This window comes from uncultured Sphingomonas sp. (assembly GCF_964237335.1).
Lineage (GTDB): Bacteria > Pseudomonadota > Alphaproteobacteria > Sphingomonadales > Sphingomonadaceae > Sphingomonas.
This window is the reverse complement of record NZ_CAXSHM010000030.1, coordinates 1-24,699: the sequence shown is the minus strand read 5'-3', so window position 1 is coordinate 24,699 and position 24,699 is coordinate 1. Positions and strand designations below refer to the sequence as shown.

Annotated in this window: 23 protein-coding genes; 15 read left to right on the top strand and 8 right to left on the bottom strand. The window is 68.6% G+C overall.

Annotated elements, in window-relative coordinates:
• The first annotated feature begins 74 nt into the window (after positions 1-74).
• From ACFE65_RS13640 to ACFE65_RS13595, 10 genes are all read left to right on the top strand, one after another.
• The gene (locus ACFE65_RS13640; protein WP_375382915.1) at positions 75-1,310 is read left to right on the top strand and encodes an efflux RND transporter periplasmic adaptor subunit; all 1,236 of its coding nucleotides are present in this window, start codon (positions 75-77) and stop codon (positions 1,308-1,310) included.
• A 28-nt stretch (positions 1,311-1,338) separates the two neighbouring features.
• Positions 1,339-4,521, top strand: coding sequence for an efflux RND transporter permease subunit (locus tag ACFE65_RS13635; RefSeq protein ID WP_375382914.1), 3,183 nt, complete (start codon positions 1,339-1,341; stop codon positions 4,519-4,521).
• Positions 4,518-5,945, top strand: coding sequence for an efflux transporter outer membrane subunit (locus tag ACFE65_RS13630; protein WP_375382913.1), 1,428 nt, complete (start codon positions 4,518-4,520; stop codon positions 5,943-5,945). Before ACFE65_RS13635 ends, ACFE65_RS13630 begins: the two co-directional genes overlap by 4 nt.
• Positions 5,946-6,131: 186 nt before the next feature.
• Positions 6,132-6,611 (top strand): GreA/GreB family elongation factor, encoded by a 480-nt coding sequence (locus tag ACFE65_RS13625; protein ID WP_375382912.1) that lies wholly within the window; start codon positions 6,132-6,134, stop codon positions 6,609-6,611.
• A 92-nt stretch (positions 6,612-6,703) separates the two neighbouring features.
• Entirely contained in the window at positions 6,704-8,011 is a 1,308-nt protein-coding gene (locus ACFE65_RS13620; RefSeq protein ID WP_375382911.1) for a glycoside hydrolase family 130 protein, read from the top strand.
• A gap of 31 nt (positions 8,012-8,042) precedes the next feature.
• Positions 8,043-10,106 carry a S9 family peptidase gene (locus tag ACFE65_RS13615; RefSeq protein ID WP_375382910.1) on the top strand — a complete coding sequence of 688 codons (2,064 nt, stop codon included), beginning with the start codon at positions 8,043-8,045 and terminating at the stop codon, positions 10,104-10,106.
• Positions 10,082-10,699 carry a DedA family protein gene (locus ACFE65_RS13610; RefSeq protein ID WP_375382909.1) on the top strand — a complete coding sequence of 206 codons (618 nt, stop codon included), beginning with the start codon at positions 10,082-10,084 and terminating at the stop codon, positions 10,697-10,699. The genes ACFE65_RS13615 and ACFE65_RS13610 overlap by 25 nt, the downstream gene beginning before the upstream one ends.
• A gap of 52 nt (positions 10,700-10,751) precedes the next feature.
• Positions 10,752-11,300 carry a hypothetical protein gene (locus ACFE65_RS13605; RefSeq protein WP_375382908.1) on the top strand — a complete coding sequence of 183 codons (549 nt, stop codon included), beginning with the start codon at positions 10,752-10,754 and terminating at the stop codon, positions 11,298-11,300.
• Positions 11,297-12,073 (top strand): enoyl-CoA hydratase-related protein, encoded by a 777-nt coding sequence (locus tag ACFE65_RS13600; RefSeq protein WP_375382907.1) that lies wholly within the window; start codon positions 11,297-11,299, stop codon positions 12,071-12,073. Before ACFE65_RS13605 ends, ACFE65_RS13600 begins: the two co-directional genes overlap by 4 nt.
• Entirely contained in the window at positions 12,070-13,068 is a 999-nt protein-coding gene (locus ACFE65_RS13595) for an NAD-dependent epimerase/dehydratase family protein (RefSeq protein ID WP_375382906.1), read from the top strand. Before ACFE65_RS13600 ends, ACFE65_RS13595 begins: the two co-directional genes overlap by 4 nt.
• A 107-nt stretch (positions 13,069-13,175) precedes the next feature.
• Here the strand turns inward: ACFE65_RS13595 and ACFE65_RS13590 are convergent, their stop codons facing one another.
• Positions 13,176-13,376, bottom strand: coding sequence for a hypothetical protein (locus ACFE65_RS13590; RefSeq protein WP_375382905.1), 201 nt, complete (start codon positions 13,374-13,376; stop codon positions 13,176-13,178).
• A gap of 48 nt (positions 13,377-13,424) precedes the next feature.
• The gene (locus ACFE65_RS13585) at positions 13,425-15,008 is read right to left on the bottom strand and encodes an isocitrate lyase (RefSeq protein WP_375382904.1); all 1,584 of its coding nucleotides are present in this window, start codon (positions 15,006-15,008) and stop codon (positions 13,425-13,427) included.
• A gap of 129 nt (positions 15,009-15,137) precedes the next feature.
• Between ACFE65_RS13585 and ACFE65_RS13580 the strand changes: the two genes are divergently transcribed.
• From ACFE65_RS13580 to ACFE65_RS13570, 3 genes are all read left to right on the top strand, one after another.
• Positions 15,138-16,550 carry a short-chain fatty acyl-CoA regulator family protein gene (locus ACFE65_RS13580; RefSeq protein WP_375382903.1) on the top strand — a complete coding sequence of 471 codons (1,413 nt, stop codon included), beginning with the start codon at positions 15,138-15,140 and terminating at the stop codon, positions 16,548-16,550.
• A gap of 38 nt (positions 16,551-16,588) precedes the next feature.
• Positions 16,589-17,590, top strand: coding sequence for a threonine aldolase family protein (locus ACFE65_RS13575; protein ID WP_375382902.1), 1,002 nt, complete (start codon positions 16,589-16,591; stop codon positions 17,588-17,590).
• Positions 17,591-17,768: 178 nt separating this feature from the next.
• Positions 17,769-18,728, top strand: a complete 960-nt coding sequence (locus tag ACFE65_RS13570; RefSeq protein ID WP_375382927.1) for a DMT family transporter — start codon at positions 17,769-17,771, stop codon at positions 18,726-18,728.
• On the opposite strand, the gene ACFE65_RS13565 is transcribed toward ACFE65_RS13570, so the two are convergent.
• Entirely contained in the window at positions 18,611-19,459 is an 849-nt protein-coding gene (locus ACFE65_RS13565) for an NAD(P)-dependent oxidoreductase (protein ID WP_375382926.1), read from the bottom strand. The genes ACFE65_RS13570 and ACFE65_RS13565 overlap by 118 nt on opposite strands.
• Positions 19,460-19,555: 96 nt before the next feature.
• Between ACFE65_RS13565 and ACFE65_RS13560 the strand changes: the two genes are divergently transcribed.
• The gene (locus ACFE65_RS13560) at positions 19,556-20,656 is read left to right on the top strand and encodes a DNA topoisomerase IB (protein WP_375382901.1); all 1,101 of its coding nucleotides are present in this window, start codon (positions 19,556-19,558) and stop codon (positions 20,654-20,656) included.
• A gap of 4 nt (positions 20,657-20,660) precedes the next feature.
• Here ACFE65_RS13560 and ACFE65_RS13555 read toward each other — a convergent pair whose 3' ends face one another.
• Positions 20,661-20,900 (bottom strand): hypothetical protein, encoded by a 240-nt coding sequence (locus ACFE65_RS13555; protein ID WP_375382900.1) that lies wholly within the window; start codon positions 20,898-20,900, stop codon positions 20,661-20,663.
• A 13-nt stretch (positions 20,901-20,913) separates the two neighbouring features.
• Complete coding sequence (locus ACFE65_RS13550) at positions 20,914-21,588, bottom strand: glutathione S-transferase family protein (RefSeq protein ID WP_375382899.1); 675 nt, start codon at positions 21,586-21,588, stop codon at positions 20,914-20,916.
• 74 nt (positions 21,589-21,662) lie between these two features.
• On the opposite strand from ACFE65_RS13550, the gene ACFE65_RS13545 reads away from it, so the two are divergent.
• Positions 21,663-22,196 (top strand): hypothetical protein, encoded by a 534-nt coding sequence (locus tag ACFE65_RS13545; RefSeq protein WP_375382898.1) that lies wholly within the window; start codon positions 21,663-21,665, stop codon positions 22,194-22,196.
• An 89-nt stretch (positions 22,197-22,285) separates the two neighbouring features.
• Here ACFE65_RS13545 and ACFE65_RS13540 read toward each other — a convergent pair whose 3' ends face one another.
• From ACFE65_RS13540 to ACFE65_RS13530, 3 genes are all read right to left on the bottom strand, one after another.
• A complete protein-coding gene (locus ACFE65_RS13540) occupies positions 22,286-22,648 on the bottom strand; it encodes a hypothetical protein (RefSeq protein ID WP_375382897.1) in 363 nt (120 codons plus the stop codon).
• Positions 22,649-22,680: 32 nt separating this feature from the next.
• Entirely contained in the window at positions 22,681-24,108 is a 1,428-nt protein-coding gene (locus ACFE65_RS13535; RefSeq protein ID WP_375382896.1) for a PAS domain S-box protein, read from the bottom strand.
• Between the two features lie 97 nt (positions 24,109-24,205).
• A partial coding sequence (locus ACFE65_RS13530; RefSeq protein ID WP_375382895.1) for a Crp/Fnr family transcriptional regulator occupies positions 24,206-24,699 on the bottom strand: 494 nt, incomplete at its 5' end.

Below are 24,699 nucleotides of genomic sequence, written 5' to 3'. Positions count from 1 at the left end.
CACCATTCCGCTTGCAAGCGGTGCGCATCCGCTTGCACTCTGTCGCCTGCAACAGCTCGAAGATCGCACGAACCATGACCGACCTCCACCATCTCGAGCCGCTGCCGCCCGCCCGGACGATCGACCGGCGGCGGCAATGGCAGCTGCTCGGCCTGGCGGCGGCGGCGATCGTGCTGGTGTTCCTGGCATCGGCCGCGTCGCGCTGGTTCGCGACACCCGCGCAGGAGACGACGGCGAGCACGCCCCCCGGCACGTTCCGCGCGACGCCCGATCAGTTGCGCCAGTTGAAGACGATGACGGTCGGCGAATCGCTCGACGATCGCCGGGTGAACGCGACCGGGACGATCTCGGTCGACGAGGATCACTCGACGCCCGTGCTGCTGCCCTTCGCAGGCCAGGTCGCGCAGGTGTACGTCCAAGCGGGGCAGCATGTCGCGCAGGGGCAGCCGCTGCTCCAGATCGCCTCGCCCGATGTTGTGGAGGCGCGCAACGCGCTCGCGGCCGCCAACGCTCAGCGCGTGACGGCGGCGGCGCAGCTCCAGATCGCGACCGACAACGCCGCGCGCCAGCAGGCGATCTACCAGACCGCCGGCGGCGCGCTGAAGGACTATCGCCAGTCGCAAAGCGACCTCGTCGCCGCGCGATCGGTGCTGGCGAGTGCGGATTCGGGCCTCGCGGCGGCGCGCGACAAGCTCGCGCTGTTCGGCCAGTCCGGTGGCGGCAATCCGCTGTCGACGCAGAGCACCTATCGCTCGCCCGTGTCGGGCACGGTCGCCAGCCGCGACGTGGCGCCCGGCCAGTATGTCGGCGCGGGCGGCGACAAGCCGGTGATGACGATCGCGGACCTGTCGCGCGTGTGGCTGATCGCGCAGCTCGCCGAGAGCGACACGGCGGCGGTGCACGTCGGCGACCGGGTGCAGGTGACGACGCCCGCCTATCCCGGCCGGTCGTTCGAGGCGCGGATCGACAACATCGCCGCGCAGCTCGATCCCGCGACGCATCGCCTGCCGGTGCGCGCGACGGTCGCCAACCCCGACGGTACGCTGAAACCGCAGATGTTCGCGAGCTTCGCGATCCGCCGCGCAGGCGACAGCGGTGCGGCGATCCGCGTGCCCGCGGCGGCGGTGGTGCATGAGGGCGACAGCGCGCACGTGTGGATGGTCGGCGCGAACGGCCTGCTCCGCGCGCAGCCTGTGCAGGTGTCCGACTCCACCGACACCACCGACACGATCGCGTCGGGCCTGCAACGCGGCGACCGGATCGTCACCGCCGGCGCGCTGTTCGTCAACGAAGCCGGAAGCGGCGCGTGATCGCTGACCGTCGTAGCGGGATCCGCGCATGAATCGCCTGGTTGAGTTCGCGCTTCGGCAGCGCGTCCTGATGATCGTCCTGCTGATCGGCATGATCGGCGCGGGCGCGATGGGGTTCGCCAACCTCAACATCGAGGCCTATCCCGATCCCGTCCCGCCGATGGTCGAGGTGCTGACTCAGTCGCCCGGCATCTCCGCGGAGGAGATGGAGCGCAACGTGACGGTGCCGATCGAGGTGGCGATCGCGGGCGTGCCCAACATCACCGCGGTGCGCACGATCAGCCTGTTCGGCCTGTCGGACGTGAAGATCCAGTTCAGCTACGACGTCGGTTTCCGCGAGGCGGAGCAGCGCGTGCTCGGGCGGCTCGGCCAGCTTGGGCCCATGCCGGGCGGCGCGCAGCCGACCATCTCGCCCACCAGCCCGATCGGCGAGATCTTCCGCTACCGCCTGACCGCGCCCGCCGGCTATTCGGTGATGGACTTGAAGACGATCCAGGACTGGGTTCTCCAGCGACGGTTCAAGCGCATTCCAGGTGTCGCGGACGTCACCGGCTGGGGCGGCAAGCTGCGCACCTATGAGGTGGTGGTCGACAACGACCGGCTGCTCGCTCACGGCGCGACGGTCGCGCAGGTGCTCGCCGCGATCGGCAAGGGCGACGGGAACGTCGGCGCGCAGACGGTCAATTTCGGCGCGCAGGCGGCGATCGTGCGCGGCGTCGGCCTGATCCAGTCGACCGCGGCGATCGAGAACACCATGGTGACGACCAACGCCGGCAATCCGGTGCTGGTGAAGGACGTGGGCACGATCCGCGTCGGCAACGAACCGCGGCTCGGCATCGCCGGCGAGGGCCGCGACGACGACATGGTGATGGGCATCGTGCTGATGCAGCGCGGCGCGCAGTCCAGCCCCACGATCAAGCTGGTGAAGGCGGAGCTCGACACGATCAACTCGACGGGCATCCTGCCGCCGGGCGTGAAGCTGACCCCGCTGTACGACCGGTCGGCGCTGATCGACGTGACGACGCACACTGTCATGCACAATCTGGTCGAGGGCATCCTGCTGATCGTCGCGCTGCAATGGCTGGTGCTGGGCAATTTCCGCAGCGCGATCATCGTCGCGCTGACGATCCCGTTCGCGCTCGCCTTCGCGGTGCTGATCCTGACGATCCAGGGCGAATCGGCGAACCTGCTTAGCGTCGGCGCGCTCGATTTCGGGCTGGTGGTGGACGCGAGCGTCATCATGGTGGAGGCGATCTTCCGGCACATGGTGGAACGATCGCACAACATCGCCACCGGTCAGGCTCATGCGAGCCCGTCCAGCCGCTTCTCGGCGATCCTCCATGCTTCCAACGACGTGTCGCGCGGCATCTTCTTCGCCGCCGCGATCATCATCGCGAGCTTCCTGCCGCTGTTCACGCTGACGGGCGTCGAGGGGCACATCTTCGGCCCGATGGCCAAGACCTATGCCTATGCGATCGGCGGCGGCCTGATCGCGACGTTCCTGATCTCCCCCGTGCTGTCGTCGGTGATGCTGCCCGACCGGCTGGAGGAAAAGGAGACGTGGATCGTGCGCAAGTTGCGTGGCGGGTACCAGCCCGCCGCCTCCTTCGCGCTCGCCAACCGCGTGCTGACCTTGGGCTTCACCGCCATCCTGCTGATCGCGGCGTTCTTCGCGGTGCGATCGCTGGGCGTCGAGTTCCTGCCGCACCTGGAGGAGGGCAACCTCTACATCCGCGCCACCCTGCCCGGATCGATCAGCCTCGAGGCGGGGCAGCCGAGCGTGAACGGCATCCGCAACATCGTTGCGAGCTATCCCGAGATCGAGCGCGTCATCTCGACGCATGGCCGACCCGACGACGGCACCGACCCGACCGGCTTCTTCAACGCCGAGTTCTACGCCCCGCTCAAACCCCATGAGGATTGGCCAGGCGGGATCAGCAAGGACCAGCTGACGGCCGACATGCAGGCGCGGTTGCAGGCGCGTTATCCCGGCGTCGATTTCGAGTTCTCGCAATATATCGAGGACAATGTCGAGGAGGCGTCGTCGGGCGTGAAGGGCGCCAACTCGGTCAAGGTGTTCGGCCCCGACCTCCAGACGCTGACCACGATCGCCAACCGCATCAAGGCCGAGATGGCCCGGGTGCGCGGCATCGACGACCTCGGCATCTCGGACGTGCTCGGCCAGCCGACGGTGCGGATCGACATCGATCGCGGCGCGGCGGCGCGCTACGGTCTGACGCCCGACGACGTGAACCAGACGGTGGCCGCGGCGATCGGCGGCCAGAGCTCGGGCGACCTGTACGAGCGCGCGACCGACCGGCATTTCCCGATCATCGTCCGGCTGCCGGCGGTGCAGCGCGACAGCCTGGAGGCGATCCGGCGGATCACGATCGGCGCGCCCGCCGGCGCGAACGGCCAACCGGTGCAGGTCCCGCTGTCGGAGGTCGCGACCGTCCGGCTGACGTCGGGCGCCTCGTTCATTTATCGCGAGCATCAGGAACGCTACGTGCCGATCAAGTTCTCCGTCCGCGACCGCGATCTGGGCGGCGCGATCGACGAGGCGCGCGGGCGGATCGAGAAGAACGTCGTCCTGCCGGCCGGCTATCATCTCGAATGGGCGGGCGAGCTCGCGAACCTGACGAGCGCGGTCAATCGCCTGGAGGTCGTGGTGCCGATCAGCCTGGGGCTGATCCTGGTGCTGCTGTTCGCCAATTTCTCGTCGCTGGTCGATACGCTGCTGGCGTTCAGCGTCATCCCGATGGCGATCATCGGCGGCGTGCTGACGCTGGCGGTGACGGGCACGCCGTTCAGCATCTCGGCGGCGATCGGCTTCGTGGCGCTGTTCGGCATCGCGGTGATGGACGGCATCCTGATGGTCACGACGTTCAACCAGCGGATCGACGAGGGCCTGTCGCGCCAGGAGGCGATCTCGGCCACCGTACAGACGAGCCTGCGCCCGGTGCTCATCACCTGCCTCGCCGCCGCGATCGGGTTGCTGCCCGCCGCCGTCTCGACCGGGATCGGCAGCCAGGTTCAGCGGCCGCTCGCGCTGGTGGTGGTCGGCGGGATGACGCTCGCGCCGGTGCTGATCCTGCTGGTGCTGCCGGTGCTGATCGACCGGTTCTCGCGCCGCGTCGGAATGCACGACCGGGGGGCCCACGGGCATGATGTGGGCCATCATCCGGTCGCGCATCCGGAGCCGCTGGCATGAAGCGCGGGTTGCTCATGGCGACGGTGGCGCTGGTCGGCGGCTGCACGGTCGGGCCCAAGCACCCCGGCACCACCGCCTCGCTCGCGCCGCCGGTGGCGCCGCAGCGGCTGACGCCCGACGCCGGCCCCGCGCAGCTGGTGGTGCCCGGCGAGACGGTACGGCCCGACTGGTGGACGGCGTTCGGCAGCGCCAAGCTGAACGCGCTGGTGACGCAGGCGCTCGCCCGCAGCGAGGACATCGCGCAGGCCGAGGCGACGCTGCGCCAGGCGCGCGAGACGGCGCGCGCCACCGCCGGCGCCGCGCTGCCGCAGGCGGACCTAAACTATCAGGCCGAGCGCGCGAAGGTCTCCAACGAGATCCAGTCGCCGCTCGCCAACCAGTTCGACACCCTCTACACGCTGCACACCGCGCAGGTCACCGTCACCTATGCGGTCGACCTGTTCGGGCTGCAGCGCAACCGGACCCGCTCGGCGCGGGCGCAGGGCGAGGTCGCGGCCGAGCGGCTGGAAGCGGCGCGCAAGACGCTGGTCGCCAACCTCGTCACCGCCGCAATCCAATATGCCGCGCTCGGCCGCCAGATCGAGGCGAGCGAAGCGAGCATCGCCAGCAACCGCCAAGTGCTCGCGCTGCTCCAGCGCCGGCTGCAGATCGGTGACATCGGCCAGGCGGACGTGGTGGCGCAGCAGGCGTCGAACGCGACCGGCGAGGCGTCGCTGCCCACGCTGATCCGTGCCCGGGAGCATGAGCGCGCGCTGATCTCCGCCTATCTCGGGGTTTCGCCGGGGGCGCCGCTGCCCGACCTGCCGACGATGGCCGACCTCTCGCTGCCCACCCGCCTGCCCGTGTCGCTGCCCGGTACGCTCGTCGCGGCACGGCCGGACGTGCGCGCGGCGGCGGCGCAGTTGCGCGGGGCCGGCGCGGATGTCGGCGCGGCGATCGCCGCGCGGCTGCCGCAGATCGCGCTGTCGGCGCAGGGCGGCGGCATCTCGCCGCGCCTGTCCGACATCCTCCAGCCCGGCAACACCTTCTGGACGCTGCTGGGCGGCGTGACGCAGCCGCTGTTCCACGGCGGCCAGCTGAAGTACCAGCAGCGCGCGGCGGAGGCGGCACTGGACGTCGCCAAGTCGCAATATCGCGCGGCGGTGATCCAGGCGTTCGTCGACGTCGACGACGCGCTGACCGGGCTGCGCACCGACGCGGACGCGCTGGACGCCGCCGACCGGGCGAGCCGTGCCGCCACGCTGTCGCTGACCTTCGGGCAGCGTCAGCTCGCGCTCGGCGGCATCGGCACGCTCGCGCTGCTCAACGCCACCGCCGTCAGCGCGCAGGCCTCCGTCACGCTCGCGCAGGCGCAGGCGGCGCGGCTGGTGGACACGGTGGCGCTGTTCCAGGCGGTGGGCGGCGGCGTCACGGCGCAGGACTAGCCCGCGCGGGACTGAACGGAACGAGGTCAGTCCTACCTATTTCCGTTCACCCTGAGCTTGTCGAAGGGCTGCCTTCTTCTCGCAAAGAAAGGCAGTGCTTCGACAAGCTCAGCATGAGCGGATGTTTGAGGGATGCTCGTACTCTCCTCGCTTCCTCCCCATCTGCCCGCGTAGAGGAGACGGATCGTGAGCGTGGCATTCAGGCGTGAGAGCGACGAGGAACATAAGGAGCCGCGTTTCGAGCTGCCGATCCCGGCCGGTACCAATCTCGTGACCGCGCGCGGGCTGGCGGCGATCGAGGCGCGGGTTGCGGCGCTGGAGGATGCGTTGCGGGATGCAGCGAACGAGGAAGCGCGCGCGGTGGTCGCCCGCGACCTGCGCTACTGGCAGACCCGGCGCGTCACGGCCGAGCTTGCCCCGCCTCCGGCCGGCGACGAGGCGGCGCTGGGCACGCGCGTCACGTTCCGGCTCGCGGGTGCCGACCGGACGGTAGCGATCGTCGGCCATGACGAGGCCGATCCCGCCGCCGGCCGCATCGCCTACACCGCCCCGCTCGCCCGCGCGCTGCTGGGCGCCGCCGAGGGCGAGCGTGTGCCGTTCAACGGCCGCGAGGACGCGATCGAGCTGCTGACGATCCGGCCGGAGGTCGAGGCCGCGATCGGCTGAGCCGTGGCCGCAAAGGCTGACCGGGACCTTTTCGTCCCGCCCGGCGCTTTGTGCGACGCGGGCGTGTGCCCGCCCATGGGGGGAGACGATTTTTGGCGATCAAGGACCTGCTTCAGCACAGCGACGTAATTCTGCGCCCCGATCCGACCCGTACGGTCATCCGCCCCTTCGAGCTTGGCTACCCCGGACGCTTCGCCTCCGGCCCGTCGCGCGTGCAGGTGATCGTCGACCGGATCACGGCGCTCGACGATGCGAGGCTCGAGTTCGAGCTGCAGGGCGTGACGCGCTCGCTCGACGAGCGCCACCGCGACGTCGACGCGCTGTTGCTGCGCCGGTTCGACGAGATCGCCAAGATCATCACCACGCCCGGCGACGTCAGCGCGAAGCAGCAGCGGCTGATCGGCGCCTATTTCAGCGAGGAATATTCGTTCGAAGCGGCGGCGCTGTTCAACCCCAGCGCGGTGCCGCATCCTGATCAGTCGGGCGTTCCGGACGGCGCGATCCGCTTCGTGCTGTCCTTGCGCGGCATCGGCGAAGGGCATGTGTCGTCCGTCGCCTTCCGAACCGGCACCTGGACGCCAGGCGCAAACGGCAGCGGCGCGAGCGGCGGGGTGGAGGTAGACCCGCCCTGCCCATCCGCCGTGCCGCCGATGATCGAGGTCGAGGACGAAACCGACGGGCGCGTCCGGCTCGATTGCAGCGGCAGTCGCTCGATCTCGGAGACGGTGCTGTTCCCGATCTTGCCGCGCCAGCATCAGGGGATCGAGGACGTCCGGCTGGTCCTGTTCACCGAAGAGGACGGCAGCACTAGATATTATGGCACCTACACGGCGTTCAGCGGCACGGATGCCAAGCCGGAGCTGTTGACGGCCACCGGCCTGTCGTCGTTCGAGATGCGGCCGCTGACCGGGGATGCGGCGGACGCCAAGGGCATGGCGCTGTTTCCGCGTCGCGTGAATGGCCAGTTCCTGATGCTCGGGCGGCAGGATAGCGAAAGCATCTGGCTGCATCGCTCCGACGATCTGTACCGCTGGAACGGCGGCGCGAAGCTGGTCAGCCCGCGCTACCCTTGGGAGTTCGTGCAGATGGGCAATTGCGGCTCGCCGATCGAGGTGGACGAAGGCTGGCTGGTGTTCACCCATGGCGTCGGCACCGTGCGCAACTATTGCATGGGCGCGTGCCTGCTCGACAAGGCTGACCCGTCCAAGCTGCTCGCGCGCACGCCCGATCCGATCCTGGAGCCCGGCCCGACCGAGCGCGACGGCTATGTCCCCAATGTGGTGTATGGCTGCGGCGCGCTGCTGCATGGGCGCGACCTGCTGATCCCCTATGGCGTTGCGGACAATTTCGCGACCTTCGCCACCACGACGGTCGACAAGCTGCTGGGCGCGATGGAGTGACGCCGCGGCCCGGCCACGATAGGGCCGCGCGATGACCGATCTTCCCCCGCCACCTGTCGCCGACAAGCGTCCCTACAGCTTCACCATGCACGGCGTGACGATCGACGACCCCTGGGCGTGGCTGAAGGACCCCGATTATCCCGATGTGGACGACGAGGACGTGCTGGCGTATCTGGCGGCCGAGAACGCCTATTTCGAGGCGGCGATGGCGCCGCGTGCCGCCCTAACCGACCGGCTGTACGAAGAGATGAAGGGCCGCATCAAGGAGGATGAATCCTCCGTGCCGCAGAAGGACGGTGACTGGCTCTACTGGACCGCATTCGAAACCGGCGGCCAATATCGCAAATGGTGGCGGAAGCCCGTGGCGGGCGGGCCCGACGAGCTGCTGCTCGACGAGCCGGCGCTGGCCGAAGGGCATGAGTATTTCCGCCTGGGTGCCTTGTCGGTCAGCAACGGCGGCACCCTGCTGGCCTATGCGATCGACGACAGCGGCGCGGAGCGGTTCACCGTGCGCGTCAAGGAGATCGCCACCGGCGAGCATCTGCCCGAGGTGATCGAGAACATGCTGTCGGACCTCGTCTGGACGGCGGATGACAGCGGCTTCCTCTACGGCGTAGCGAACGACCAGTGGCGGACGGACAATGCGCGGCTGCACCGGCTGGGAACGCCGGTGGCGGACGACGTCGAGCTCTATCGCGAGGCGGACGAGGGCTATCGCGTCGGCGTCGGCGAGACGAGCGATCGGCGATGGCTGACGATCTCGACCGGCGACCATGTGACGAGCGAGCTGCGCCTGCTGCCCGCCAGCGATCCGCTGGCCGAGCCCATCCTGGTCGCGCCACGGCTGGCCGGCCGCGAGTATGACGCCGACACGCACGGTGATACGCTGTTCATCCACACCAACGACACCGACACCCAGTGGCGGCTCGTCACTGCGCCGATCGCGTCACCCGGCGAGTGGACCGAGCGGATCGCGCCGGACCCGCGCTTCTACATGACCGGCATCGCGCTGTTCCGCGACTTCTTCATCGTCGAGGGCCGCGAGGACGGGCTCGATCAGGTCGAGCTGCACCGGTATGACCCGGCCGTTCCGCCGACGCGCATCGCCTTCCCGGAGGCGAGTTACGCCGCCGGGCTGGGCGACAACCCAGAATGGGCGATGGACGTGCTGCGGATCGGCTATGAGTCGATGGTCACGCCCGGCACCGTCTACGACTATGACGTCGCGACCGGCGGCCTGACGACGCTGAAGGTGCAGGAGATCCCGTCCGGCTATGACGGGACCAGATACCGAACCGAGCGGCTGCACGTCACCGCGCGCGACGGGACGCAGGTGCCGGTGTCGATCGTCTATCCGGCTGACTTCCCGCGCGACGGATCGCGGCCGCTCTATCTCTACAGCTACGGCGCTTATGGCCATGCGATCGATCCCGACTTCTCGACCGGGCGGCTTAGCCTGCTCGACCGCGGGTTCGCCTATGCGATCGCGCATATCCGCGGCGGCGATGATCTCGGCCAGCAATGGTATCTTGACGGCAAGCTCGACAAACGCACCAACACGTTCACCGACTTCGTCGACGTCGCGCGCGGGCTGATCGCGCAAGGCTGGACCAGCGCTGGCCGGATCGCGATCGCGGGGCGTTCGGCGGGCGGCGAGCTGATGGGCGCGGTCGTCAACTCCGATCCCGAGCTGTGGGGCGCGGTGATCGCCGACGTGCCGTTCGTCGACGTGCTCAACACGATGTTGGACGCAGACCTGCCGCTGACGCCCGGCGAGTGGCCCGAATGGGGCAACCCGATCGAGGACGAGGCGGCGTTCCACCTGATCCGCTCGTACAGCCCATACGAGAACGTGGCGGCACACGCCTACCCGCCGCTGTTCATCTCGGGCGGGCTCAACGATCCGCGCGTCACTTATTGGGAGCCGGCCAAATGGGCCGCGCGCCTCAGGGCCACCAAGACCGACGACAACATCCTGCTGCTCAAGACCAACATGGGCGCGGGCCACGGCGGCAAGTCGGGGCGGTTCGAGAGCCTGCGCGAGGCGGCGGAGGAACACGCGTTCGTGCTGTGGCAGCTGGGCGTCGGAACCTGAACTTCCACGCCCTGTTGCTGCGCTACGGCCTGGTCGCGCTGTTCCTCGGCGCAGGCTTCGAGGGCGAGACGGTCGTGGTCGGCGGCGGGCTGCTCGCGCACAGGGGCGTGTTCTCACTGCCCGGCGCGATGGCCGCGTCGTCGGCGGGGTCGTTCGTCGCCGACCAGTTGTTCTTCGCGGCCGGACGCTATTGCCGCGACCGGCGATGGGTGACACGCCAGCGCGAGCGTCCGGCGTTCTCGCGGGTGCTGCGGATGCTGGAGCGATACCCGGTCGCCTTCATTTTTGCGTTCCGGTTCATCTACGGCATCCGCACGATCAGCCCGGTCGCGATCGGCACCAGTCAGGTGCGCGGGTCGGTGTTCCTGGCGGTCAACGTCGTCGCCGCGATCGTGTGGGGCGTCGTCTTCACCGCGATCGGCTATGCGTTCGGGCACGAGGTCGAGCGGGTGCTGCACCGTCTCCTGCCGTCCCCCACGACGGTCGTGGTGGTCGGCGCCTTCGTCGTGGTGTCGCTGATCGCCGTCCATCTGGTCCGGCGACGTCTCGCCGCGAGGAACGACGTGGACCGGCGGCCCGAACAAGGCGCTTGATTCGTCGCGGGCGCTACGGGATGACCGGCACCGACCAAGGGAGGGCATCTGCATGATTTCGCTCGTCTGGCTGCTGATGCAGGCCGCCTCGGCCGGAGCGGCCCCGCCGTTCGTTCCCGCCGTCGCGCCATGGACGGTGGTCGATCGCACCAATCCCGCGACCGGTGCGCGATCGGTCTCCGCCGCCGCGGTCGCGCCGGGCGGTACCGGGCGGCTGGTGGTGCGCTGCGACCATGCGCCGATCGCCGTCGTCTCGGTCCAGTTCATCCCGCGCGACGCCTATCGCGGCTTCGGCGTCCAGCCCGTCTCGCTTCAGTTCGACGGCGGCACCGCGCTGATCGACAATTGGGAGCTGCTGGGCGCCGGCGCGATCGAGCGCGAGGAGCATGCGATCGCCACCCTGACGATGGGCATCGCCCATGCCCGCCGGATCCATCTGCACACCGTCGATCGGGCGGGCGTGCCGCTAGACCTGACGCTCGACGGGCCGACCGACGACCTGCCGATCCGCCGGGTGGTGGAGGCGTGCGGACAGGTGCTCGGCCAGGTGCCCGCCCCGCCCGGCGCCGCCCCCACACCGCCGGCGGGACCCGCGAAGTGAGCGCGCTCGTCCGCGTCGAGCGGCACGGCGACGTGCTGGTGTTGACGCTCGATCGCCCCGATCGGCTCAATGCCGCGCCGCCGGCGATGTTCGAGGAGCTGAAGGCCGCCTTGAGCGCGCTGGACGGCGCGCGCGCGGTGTTGATCGCGGGGGCCGGTCGCGGCTTCTGCTCTGGCGCGGATGTCGCCGGCGGCGCATTGAACGCGGGCGATCCCGGCGCGGCGACCTATCGCGCGCTGACCGAAAGCTACAACCCGGCGCTGCTCGCGATCGCCGCGCTGTCCGTGCCGGTGGTCAGCGCGGTCCGCGGCCCGGCCGCCGGGATCGGGTGCAGCCTGGCGCTCGCGGCCGACTTCTGCATCGCGTCGGAGACCGCCTATTTCCTCCAGGCGTTCGTCAACATCGGCCTGGTGCCCGACGGCGGCGCGAGCTGGATGCTGCCGCGGCTGATCGGCCGCGCCCACGCCGCCGAGATGATGATGCTGGGCGAGCGCGTCCCTGCGGCCAAGGCGCTCGACTGGGGCATGATCCACCGTGTCGTGGCGGACGAGGCGCTGGACACCGAGGCGCTGGTGCTTGCGACGCGGCTGGCGGCGGGGCCGGCGGCGCTGGGGCTAATCCGGCGGCAGGCACACGAAGCGGCGAGCCTGACGTACGAGGAGGCGCTGCTGGCGGAGGCCGTCAACCAGCGTGCGGCGCGCGGCACTGCGGACAGCGCCGAGGGCGGCGCGGCGTTCCTCGCCAAGCGCAAGCCGGTCTTCCGCGGCGCATGACGAGCCTCGTCACCGGCGCGGCCGGGTTCATCGGCATGCATGTCGCCGACGCGCTGCTCGTGCGCGGTACGCCGGTGATCGGGATCGATTCGCTCAACAGCTATTACGATGTGGGCTTGAAACATGCCCGGCTGGCGCAACTGCGGGCGCGGCATGGCGACGCGTTCCGGTTCGAGGCGGTCGACTTCTCCGACCGGGCGGCGCTGGCGGCGACGACCGACGGGCGCGCGTTCGACCGGATCGTCCACCTAGGCGCGCAGGCGGGCGTCCGCCACTCGATCACCCACCCGCACGATTATGTCGCCGCCAATCTGGTCGGCCACGTCAACATGCTGGAGCTCGCGCGCCATCGCGGCGTTGCTCACCTCGTCTACGCCTCGTCCTCATCCGTGTACGGCGCCGCCGCGACCGTGCCGTTCCGCGTCGAGGACCGGACCGACCGGCCGCTATCGCTCTATGCCGCCACCAAGAAGGCGGACGAGCTGATGAGCGAGAGCTATGCGCACCTCTATCGCCTGCCGCAGACGGGGCTGCGCTTCTTCACCGTCTATGGCCCTTGGGGCCGACCCGACATGATGATGTGGATCTTCACGCGCGCCATGTTCGCGGGCGAGCCGATCCCTGTCTTCAACGAAGGCCGGATGGAGCGGGACTTCACCTTCATCGACGACATCGTCGCGGGCGTGGTGGCGGCGCACGACCATCCGCCCCCCGATGATGGCGCGGCAAAACCGGGCGGCAGCATCGCGCCGCATCGCATCTACAACATCGGCAACAACCGGTCGGAGCCGCTCGGCCGGGTCATCGACCTGCTGGAGGCCGCGACCGGCCGCCCGGCGGTGCGCGACCTGCTGCCGATGCAAGCCGGCGACGTGCCGCGCACCTACGCCGACATCAGCGCGATCGGGGCGGACCTGGGTTTCGTGCCGACGACCACCATCGACGTCGGCGTGCCGAAGTTCGTGGAGTGGTATCGGGCGTACCACGGGGTCTGACCTCGACCGTCATCCCAGCGAACGCTGGGATCTCGTTGATCGAGGGTCTTCCGATCGTAGAGACCCCAGCGTGCGCTGGGGTGACGGTGTCTCGGTGATGAGGTGATTTACCCCAGCCGACCCAGCCGATGGTACAGGTTGCTGTACTTAACCGACTCCGGCCCATCCTGCACCTCGGGCTGCTTCAGGTAATGGACCACCGCCGCGCGCATCAGGCGGAAATCCTCTGTCGAGAACACCGCGCGGACGCTGCGCGGGCCCGACGGGGTGGGGGCGGTCGTGTCTTCGGGCAGGGTGTCGGTGGTCATCGCGTTTCTCCTAATAGGCTCGTTCAGGCGAACTGGTTCCGCTCGCCGTCAGGCGAACTGGTTCATCGTGTTGTGTGCGCCGCCCGCCTTCAGCGCGGCGTCGCCCGCGAAATATTCCTTGTGGTCGTCGCCCAGATCGCTGCCGGCCATGTTCTGGTGCCGGACGCAGGCGACACCCTGGCGGATCTCCTGCCGTTGGACGCCCGCGACATAGCCCAGCATCCCCATCTCGCCGAAATAGTCGCGCGCCAGATTGTCGGTCGACAGCGCGGCGGTGTGATAGGTCGGCAGCGTGATGAGGTGGTGGAATATGCCCGCCTGCGCCGCCGCGTCGCGCTGGAAGGTGCGGATGCGCTCGTCCGCCTCCTGCCCGAGCGGCGTCGTGTCGTAGATCACGCTCATCAGTGCCGGCCGCTCGTACTTCGTCATGTCGCGGCCTTCCGCAGCCCAGGCGTCGAACACCTGCTGGCGGAAGTTGAGCGTCCAGTTGAACGAGGGCGAGTTGTTGTAGACGAGCTTGGCGTCCGGCACCGTCTCGCGGATGCGGTTCACCATGCCGGCGATCTGCGCGATGTGCGGCTTTTCCGTCTCGATCCACAACAGGTCTGCGCCGTGCTGCAGCGCGACGATGCTGTCGAGCACGCAGCGATCCTCGCCGGTCCCGGCGCGGAACTGGTAGAGGTTCGATGGCAGGCGCTTCGGGCGCAGCAGCTTGCCGTCGCGATTGATGAACACGTCGCCGCTCCGGCCCGCGCCCACGTCCTCGCAATCGAGATACGAATTATACTGGTCGCCGATGTCCCCGGGCTGGTGGCTGATCGCGATCTGTTTCGTCAGGCCGGCGCCGAGCGAGTCGGTGCGCGCGACGATGATGCCGTTGTCGACGCCCAGCTCCAGGAACGCATGACGGCAGGCGCGGATCTTGGCGATGAAATCCTCGTGCGGCACCGTCACCTTGCCGTCCTGATGCCCGCATTGCTTCTCGTCGGAGACCTGGTTCTCGATCTGAAGCGCGCAGGCGCCCGCCTCGATCATCTTGCGTGCCAGCAGGTACGTCGCTTCGGCATTGCCGAAGCCGGCGTCGATGTCGGCGATGATCGGCACGACATGGGTCTGGTGGTTGTCGATCGCGTCGGTCAGCGTCGCGACCTTGGCGGTGTCGCCCGCCTTGCGCGCCGCGTCGAGGTCGCGGAACAGCCCGCCCAACTCGCGCGCGTCGGCCTGGCGCAGGAAGGTGTACAGCTCCTCGATCAGCGCGGGCACGGTCGTCTTCTCGTGCATCGACTGATCGGGCAGCGGGCCGAAATCGGAGCGCAGCGCCGCGACCATCCAGCCCGACAGATAGAGGTAGCGGCGCTTCGTCGAGCCGAAATGCTTCTTGATCGCGATCATCTTCTGCTGGCCGATGAAGCCGTGCCAGCAGCCCAGCGACTGGGTGTATTGCGCGGTGTCCGCGTCATAGGCGGCCATGTCGGCGCGCATGATGCCGGCGGTATAGCGCGCGATGTCGAGCCCGGTGCGGAACCGGTTCTGCAGCCGCATCCGCGCCACCGCTTCGGCGCCCACGCCATCCCAATGGCCGCTGCCCGCGATCACGGGGTTCAGCTCTTCGATGGTGGCCTGGTACGTCATGCGGTATCCTCTGGTCGTCAGTGCGATGCGTCCCGATGCCGCGTGGCGCACCGTCGCGGAAGGACGATGAGTGACACGGTGTCACGACGCGACAATTGCGGATCGTCACGATGTGACATACTGTCAGCCATGGCCAGTCAATCGGATCGCAAGCTGTATCTCGGGCCTCGCCTGCGCGTGCTGCGGCGCGAGCTGGGGCTCAACCAGACACGCATGGCCGAGGAGCTCGGCGTGTCGCCCAGCTACCTCAACCATCTGGAGCGCAACCAGCGGCCGTTGACGGCGCAGATGCTGCTGCGATTCGCGAGCGTGTACGACATCGACATGCGCGCCTTCGTCGCCGGCGCGAACGAGGCGGCGGCGAGCGACCTGCACGAGATCTTCGCCGACGAACTGGTCCGCGACGTCGAGATCCCGCGTCACGAGATCATCGAGGTGGCGGAGAATTACCCCGCCGTCGCCGACGCGGTGGTGCGGCTGTTCCGCGCGCTGACCGACCTGCGCCAGATGCCCGAGCGCGTCCGCCCGGAGGAGATGGCGGCAAGCCGCACCGCCTCGCCGCTCGGCTGGCTCGGCGAGGTGCTGGAGGCGCGGCACAACCATTTCGCGGAGCTGGACGCAGGCGCCGAGGCGCTGGCGGACGAGCTCGCGAACGGGCCGCCCGGTCCCGAGACATTGCGTGAGGCGATGACCCGCCGGCTGGCCGACGCTCACGGCACCAGCGTGCGGATCGTGCCCGCCGACATGATCGCAGGCTCGCTGCGCCATTACGACTATCATCGCCGCCGCTTGTTGCTGTCCGAGCGACTGCCGCCGGCGAGCCGGCTGTTCGGCATCGCCTACCAGCTCGCACGGACGGAGCTGGGCGAGGCGATTGCCGCGGCGGTCGAGGCGGCACGGCCGCCGGACGCGGAGGCCAGGCGACTGCTACGGATCGCGCTGATCGACTATGCGGCGGCGGCGATCGTCATGCCCTATGCGCGCTTCCACGTCGCGGCGGAGGCGACGCGGTACGACGTCGACCTGCTCGCGGCGCGGTTCGGGGCGTCGGTGGAGCAGGTGGCGCACCGGCTGACGACCCTCGATCGGCAGACCGCGCGCGGGGTGCCGTTCTTCCTCCTGAAGCTCGACGGCGCCGGCAACGTCGCCAAGCGGTTCGCGGCCGAGGCGTCGCCGCTCGCGCGGTTCGGCGGCGGCTGTCCGCGCTGGCGCGTTCACGGCGCCTGGCGGCGCGCGGGCGAGGTGGTGACCGACGTCGCCGAGATGCCCGACGGCAGCCGCTATCTCGCGACCGCGCGACTGGTGGGGCGGACCGGCGCGCGCGAGCCGTTCCTGCTGGTGCTCGGCTGCGATGCGCGCCACGCCGAGCGTATCGGCTGGGCGGACGTGCTTGTGGCCGCCGCCCCGACCCCGATCGGCCCCGCCTGCCACCTGTGCGAACGCCGCGCCTGCCCGGAACGCAGCCTGCCGCCGATCCAGTGCGTACTCGACCTCGACGAGCTGGACCTGCCGGTGTCGCCCTATCCGTTCCGGGGGACGTGATGGTTGACGCCCCACCTCCGCCTCCGCAAAGCGCGCGCATGCGCTTCTTCTCCGACAATGCCGCGCCGGCCTGCCAGCCGGTGCTCGACTCCGCCGCCGCCGCCAACGCGCTCGACACCGCCTATGACGGCGATGCCTGGTCGAAGCGGCTGGACGCGCGCTTCTCCGAGCTGTTCGAGACGGAGGTGCGCACCTTGTGGGTGCCGTCGGGCACGGCCGCCAACTGCCTCGCGCTCGCGGCGATGTGCCCCCCGCACGGCGGCGTCATCTGCCATCGCGACGCGCACATCCAGAATGACGAGGGCGGCGCGCCCGAGTTCTATACCCACGGCGCCAAGCTGATGCTGGCCGACGGCGAAGGCGCCAAGCTGACGCCCGACAACGTCCGGGCGGTCGCCGATGCGATCGCGGCCGACGTCCACCGCGTCCAGCCGCACGCGATCTCGATCACCAACGCGACGGAATACGGCCTCGTCTATCAGCCCGACGAGGTGGCAGCGATCGGCGCGCTGGCGAAGGAGCGCGGGCTCGGCTTCCACATGGACGGCGCGCGCTTCGCCAATGCGGTCGCGAGCGCGGGCTGCTCGGCGGCGGACGTGACGTGGCGCGCGGGCGTCGACGCGCTTAGCTTCGGCTTCATCAAGAACGGCGGGATGACGGCGGAGGCGCTGGTGTTCTTCCGCCCGGAGCTCGCCACCGACACGCTGCGCCGCCGCAAGCGCGCGGGGCTGCTGCTGAGCAAGGGGCGCTACCTCGCGGCGCAGCTGCTCGCGATGGTGGAGGGCGATGTGTGGCTGGCGAATGCGCGCGCGGCGAACGCCGGCGCGGCGCTGCTGGCACGGGCGGCGAACGGGCGCCTCGTGCATCCGGTCCAGGCCAATGAGGTATTCCTGCGCGTGACGGCCGACGAGGCGGCGGAGCTGCGCGCGAAGGGGTTCGACTTCTACGATTGGGGACCGGGCGAGGCGCGGCTGGTGATCTCGTGGAACCAGACCGAAGCGGACATCCGCCCGCTGGCGGAGGCGATCGGGGAGCTTTGACTTTCGCGTCTTCCTCACTTCGGGTTTGGCCAAACTCCCTACCCCCGCTCAGGCTGAGCTTGTCGAAGCCCTGCCCTTACTTGCAACCGTAGGAAGAAGGACAGTGCGTCGACAAGCTCAGCATGAACGGGCGGGTGGGGTCCAGCGCGAACCGGCTCATGGGGTTAAGCACGAACGGATTAGGGGAACCCAGCATGAACGGGGTGAAAGGCAGGAACAGGTACCTTTCGCCGTCCTGATCCCCTTCGCGGTCGTCACGCTGATCTGGGGCTCGACGTGGCTGGTGATCCGCGACCAGATCGCGGTCGTCCCTGGGCTGTGGTCGGTCGCCTACCGGTTCGCGCTCGCGGGCGCGGCGATGGCGGGGCTGGCGGTCGTGCGGCGCGAGCGGTTTCCGGCCGATGCCGCCGGCCTGGGCTTCGCCGCCGCGCTCGGCATCGCGCAGTTCACGCTTAACTATTCGCTCGTCTATGCGGCCGAGGCGCATATCACCTCCGGCCTCGTCGCGGTCGTGTTCGCGCTGCTGTTGCTGCCCAATGCGCTGCTCGGGCGGCTGGTGCTGGGGCAGCGATTGTCCGCGCGGCTGCTCGCGGGATCGGGCGTCGCGATGGCGGGCGTCGCGCTGCTGATCGTGCAGCAGGCGCGGTCGGACCCGAGCGGCCCGCACCAGACGGTGCTGGGCGTCGCGCTGACCGGCGCCGCGATCCTCGCCGCCTCCTGCGCCAACGTCGCGCAGGGGACGGCGATGGCGAGCCGCTATCCGATGACGGCGATGCTGGCGGTCGCGATGCTGATCGGGGCCGTCGTGGACGTGGCGCTCGCCTGGACCACCGTCGGCCCGCCGGTGCTGCCGCCGAACATCCGCTATGTGGCCGGCGTCGCCTATCTTGCTCTGGCGGGCTCGGCGCTGGCCTTCTCGCTCTATTACCGCGTGCTGCGGGTCATAGGCCCGGCGCGCGCGGCCTATGCGAGCGTGATCGTGCCGGTGATCGCGATGCTGCTGTCGACGCTATTCGAGGGCTATCGCTGGACGGCGCTCGCAGTCGCCGGCGCGGTGCTGACCGGCGCGGGGCTGGTGGTGGCGCTCAGCGCGCGCCCCGTCGCGGCCGCGGCGAGAAGGCGGAGCCCGACGCGATAATCCGGGTAGGCCGGCGCCCAGCCGAGCAGGCGCTTCGCCTTGCCGTTCGCCACCCGCCGGTTCTCCGCGTAGAAGCCGCGCGCCATCGGCGACAGGCTGTCGAGCGTCACCAGCGGCGGCGGCGGCAGGCCGAGCAGCCCGGCGGCATAGTCGATCACCTCGTCCTGACCGCACGGCGCGTCGTCGGCCAGGTTGTAGGCGCCGGCCGGTGCATCGAAGCCGGCGATCACGCCCGCCACGATGTCGTCGACGTGCACCCGGCTGAACACCTGTCCTGCGATGCCGGTCCGATGCGCCCGCCCCTCACGCACCCGGTCGAGCGGCGAGCGGCCAGGGCCGTAGATGCCGGGCAGCCGGAAGACGCGCGCGCCCCGCTCCAGCCACCCCGCGTCCGCCGCCGCACGCGCCGATCGCCGGCCGGTGCCGGTCGGCGCGCTCTCGTCCACCCAGGCGCCGCCGGCGTCGCCGTAGACGCCGGTGGACGACAGATAGCCGAGCCACTTGCCGCCGAGCCGGTCGCCGTAGCGGGACAGCACCGGGTCATCCTCCGCCGCCGGCGGCACCGATGAGAGGACGTGGCCCGCGCTCGCCAGTGCGGCGCCGACCGCCGCGTCGTCGTCGAACGGGATCGTGCCTCCTCGCCCGTCCTGCGTCGTGCCCATCGTTCCGGGTAGCCGGGCGGCGAGGCACGTGGCGGTGTAGCCGAGGCCGAAGACGAACAGGCGGATCATGCCGCCGGTGATGCCCGCTTCCCGCCGCGGCCGCCAGCGCCGGAACGAAGCGTCCTCATCGGCCATTGCATCGGCAGGACACAGGAGAGCGTGCGCGTGGCGGACGAAGCGGCCGAGAACATCGTCGATCCCAAGGACGCCGCCGAGAGCGCCGGGCTGGTCTACGTCACCGACGACGGCCCGGGCATCACCCGCCGCAAGAGCGGCAAGGGCTGGCGCTATCGCGACCCCGCCGGAAAGGCCATCAAGGACGCAGCAACGGTCGAGCGGATCAACAAGCTCGCCATCCCGCCGGCGTATGAGGACGTGTGGATCTGCCCCGACGCGGACGGCCACCTCCAGGCGACCGGCCGCGACGCGAAGGGTCGCAAGCAATATCGCTACCACGAGCGGTTCCGCGAGGTGCGCGACGGGACCAAATACGAGCATATGCTCGACTTCGCCGCCGCGCTGCCCGGCATCCGCGCGCGGATCGACGCCGACATGAAGAAACCGGGGCTTAGCCGTGACAAGGTGCTCGCGACCGTCGTTCACCTGCTGGAGACGACGATGATCCGCGTCGGCAACGCCGATTACGCGAAGCAGAACGGCAGCTATGGCCTGACGACGCTCACCACCCGCCACGTCGCGGTCGAGGGCAGCGAGCTCAAGTTCCGCTTCAAGGGCAAAAGCGGCAAGCAGTGGAACCTGAAGATCAAGGACCGCCGCGTCGCCAGGATCGTGAAGGCCAGCCAGGACCTGCCAGGCCAGCACCTGTTCCACTATCTCGACGACGAGGGCGAGCAGCACGAAGTCACGTCGAGTGACGTGAACGCGTATCTCAAGGAGATCGCCGGTACGCAGGTGACGGCCAAGGACTTCCGCACCTGGACGGGCACGGTGCTGGCGGCGCTGGCGCTGGCGGAGTTCGAGAAGTGCGACAGCCCGGCGGCCGCCAAGAAGAACGTGCGCGCCGCGATCGAGCGGGTATCGGCCCGGCTGGGCAACACGCCGGCGGTGTGCCGCAAATGCTACGTCCATCCCGAGGTGCTCGACAGCTACCTCGCCGACGAGCTCGTCCTCGAGATCAAGGAGGAGGTCGATCGCGAGCTGAACGACGGCACGAGCGACGCGGGTGGCGCGCTCCGTCCGGAGGAGACGCTGGTGCTGGCGTTCCTGCAGAAACGGCTGGCCGCGAAGGCCCCGCTCGCCTCCTGACCGCTCAGCGGCGGCGGCCGTGTCGGATCAGGCCGATCGCCGCGATCGCCGCCCAGGCCGCCTCGATCAGCGCGGACGGCAGGTTGAACGCGCCCCAGAGCGAGGCGAGGATCAGCAGCGCGCCGACCAGGTTCATCGCCAGCGCCGACGGCTGCGTCGCCCCCAACCGCCCCGACACGGTCAGCGCATAGGCGACGAGCAGCAATACGACACCGACCAGCCCCACGGCATCCAGCGGCGACACCGATACCCCGTGCTCAGAAATCGACGTCGTCGTAATGCGACGGCGGGCTCAGCAGCTCCATCCGTTCCGCCAGCAGCGGGCGGAAGCTCGGCCGGCTTTTCAGCCCGCGATACCAGCGCGCGGTCTGCTCGTGGCTCTTCCAGTCGATGCCGCCGAGATAGTCCGTCACCGAGATCTGCGCGGCGGCGGTGAGGTCCGCGAGGCTCAGCGTCGCGCCGCCGAGCCACTGGCGGTGATCGAGCAGGTAATCGATATAGTCGAGGTGCTGGATCGCCGCCTTCATCGCCTCGCGCAGTCCCTTGGCGTCGGGCGAGGCGCGGTGGGCGAGCCGCTTGATCATGCGCTCGTGCAGCAGCGGCCCGGTCACGTCGCAATAGAAGGATCCGTCGAACCACGCGACCAGCCGGCGGATCTCGGCGCGGTTCTCTGCGGTGCCGGTGATCATCGCGTTGCGCTCGACCGTCTCCTCGAGATATTCGCAGATCGCCATCGAATCGATCAGCGGCGCGCCTTCCCGCGCGGCATCCACCATCACCGGCGTCTGGCCCGCGGGGTTCATGTCGAGGAACTCGTCCCGCCGCGCCCAGGGGGACTCGCGCACCAGCTCGTAACCGATGCCCTTTTCGCCCATCAGCAGGCGCACCTTGCGGCTGAACGGACATAACGGGAACTGGTACAAGAGCCACATGCCAATGTGTTACGCGCGCTTCCGCCGGTGCGATAGAGTGGACAAAACGAGTACGAAACGTTTAGCGCCGGTGGATGGCGGCATCCTTGTTCCTTCTGCTGGCGGTGGTGCTGGCGTTCACCGCCGGCGGCGGACCGTGGGCGCTGATCGCGACCGTCGTCGCAGGCGCGGCGGCGGGCACGACATTGCCCGATCTCGACGCGGCGCTGGGCCTGCGCCACCGGAGCGCGTTGCTGCACGGCGTGCTGCCGATGGCGGTGGCGCTGCTCGACCGGCGCACCTGGCCGGTGGCGGTGGGGCTGGGCTTCGGCATCGGGCTGCACCTGGCGGCGGACCTGTTCCCCCGGCGGATGCACGGCTTCGCGACGATCAAGCTGCCGCTATGGGGCTCGATCGGGCCGCTGGCGTCATACCTGTGGATCGCCGTCAACGCGGTCGGCAGCCTGACGGGGGCTGCGCTGATCCTGGGCCACGTCGCCGACCGGCAGGTCGCGAGCGGGGCGCTGGCGGGGGTGGGCGTGCTGGGCGTCGCCTACCTCGTCACCACCGACGGCGGCTGGTGGGCGCTGGCGATGTTTGCGGGGTTGGGGTGGCTGGCGTTGCGATAGGGCAGGCTCGTCCCGTGGCAGCGCGCCGGTACATCGCGAAAACAGGTCAAGTTCATCTCGGTTCGAGGAAAGACTAACCTGACGTGGCATCAAGACGCCAGCTCATCGAAAGGCTTCTCGTCGCGGGTGAGCCGCACCACCGCCCCGACAAACTCGGTCGAGCGAAACGGCTTCTCGATCCGCTGTACGTGCGATAAATCGGACGGGATAACGGCAGCGTCGTAGCCGGTCACGAAGATGAAGGGGACTCCCTGTTCATTCAGCATCCGAGCGAAATCGAAACTTGGTCCGCGCCCGAGATTGATATCCACCACCGCACCGTCCAGCTCACCTGATTCACTTAGCTGGTCGCTCTGAAAGTTTGACCCGAATGGCCCGACTATCTTGGCACCCGCCTGCTGAAGCAGAAGCTTTTCATCCTTCGCCAGATAGAAGTCATCCTCAAGGATCAAAATCCTTTTATCCTTTAGCGGTAAAGACTTTGTCATCCCACTTCCCTGAACGAGCCGACGTTTGTTTGAAGGATGCTGGGAGTTTCGCGAAGCGGGAATTCGATGGTCGTGACGAGGCCGTCGGGCCTGAACTCCATGCTTCCTACCCCCTCTAGCTCATAGGGCACCCGCTCCATGATCAGTTCCGTGCCGAACCCTTTTCTGGGTTGAGAGCTACTCAAAGCGATCCCGAACTCGGACCAGATCAGGCTCAACCGGGGCCATTCCTCGCCGTCGAGAAGAGCCCAGCGCACATCGATACGCCCCGATCCCACGCTCAAGGCTCCGTACTTCACAGAATTGGTAGTCAGTTCATGGACAGCCAGACTCAGGACCTCAGCGGCCTTGCCCGGCAACGGAACGTTCGGCCCGGTTACGGTGAAATGGTGCGCCTTCGCCGACTGAGCTGCCAATTCGTCGAGAACGATGGTTTGTAGATCGACGCCGGCGCCGGTACCGCGGGTGAGCAGGGCCTGGGTCCGCGCCATCGTGCTGATCCGGCCTTCGAGATGCTGTGCATAGCTTTCCACCGTTTCAGCGGTCTCGGCGGTCTGGCGGGCGACCGAGCGGATCATCGCCAGAATGTTTCTGACGCGGTGTTGAAGTTCAGCAAGCAACAACTGCTGAAGTTGGTTCGCGCGCTTCAAGGCGGTGATGTCATGGATCGCGACCACCGCCCCGCTTACCTCGCCCGCCGCATCCCAAAGCGGGGCAGACGAAACCTTCGTCCATTCCTCACTGCCATCCTCGGCGGTATACCGCATCTCGAGGCCCGGGAACGCTCGCTCTCCTCGAAGAGCGCGAGCGCTAGGCCAATCCTCGGGATCGACGAGACACCCGCTAGCATCGTGAGCCTGCCACCGTTCCTGCTGCTGCTCGTCGCGCGATGGGATGACGTCGGTCGGAAGGAACCGTCGTATCTCTGCATTGGAGACGATCAGTCGGCCAGTCAGGTCCATGATCCCCATTCCGACAGGCAGCACCTCGAACGCGGTGGCAAGCCGCTCCTCGCTTTCACGAAGCCGTGCCTCGGTCTGGCGCAGAGCGTCGATTTCCGCTTCGGCTCGGACCCGCGCGGTTTGGTCCTGCCAGGAGATGAACTGGTAGAGTGTTCGCCCCTCGTCATCCTTGAACGCGCTGAGAAGAACGGACGCAACGAAACGAGAGCCGTCCTTACGGTATTGAACCGTATCGAGCAGCCCGTCGCGATCTTCTTCGAGCGCTCGGCGAAGCTTCTCACCGTCCTCTGGCCGCGTGCCGGACCCGTCCATGAAGAAGGGCTGCTGGCCAAGCACCTCATCCAGCTCATAGCCGGTAAGAGCCAGGAATGCCTGATTGGCAAAGACGATGGGATTTCCGGGTAGAGTAGGGTCCGTCATCGCCATCGCCATGCGGGTCGCGCGTACGGCCTCGACGAACACGCCGCCCCGCTGCCGGAGCTCCTCGATCGCGGCTTCTACGTTCGATCGCGCGTTCGTGCCGGGCAGATCGGCCGCAAAGGCATTGCACGAGGAGTCGTCAGGCGTAGGCGTCAATGTCCCGGCTTTCGTGATCGAGATGAAGGTAAAGGGGATTGAAGCCGGTTGCTGCCATCATCGCCGGCATGTCCGGAAGCCGAAGCCGCCTACGCTCAAGTTCCACCAAACCTTGCCGTCGGAAATCCATAAGGGTGCGGTTCACATGCACTGATGTCAGACCTGTCGCGTCGGCGAGGTCGTTTTGTGTCAGCGGGAGGTCGCAACTTTCCCCATTCACAAGACCGGCCGTGCGAAGACGACAGAACAGCTCGACCAGAAGATGACCGAGCCGCTCGTAAGCAGATCGTTGACCGATGTTCAGCAGCCATTCGTTCTGGATAGAGGCATTGACCAAGTCGTTCCACCGGAACGCTTGTGCAATGGAAGGACAATCCTCTCTAAGACGTTCTACAACATAAGCTGGGATTTGCGCAACTCTCAGGTAACTGCTCACGGGGTTGGCGGGAGAGGGTTGCGGTGGGCGCGAGTATCTGA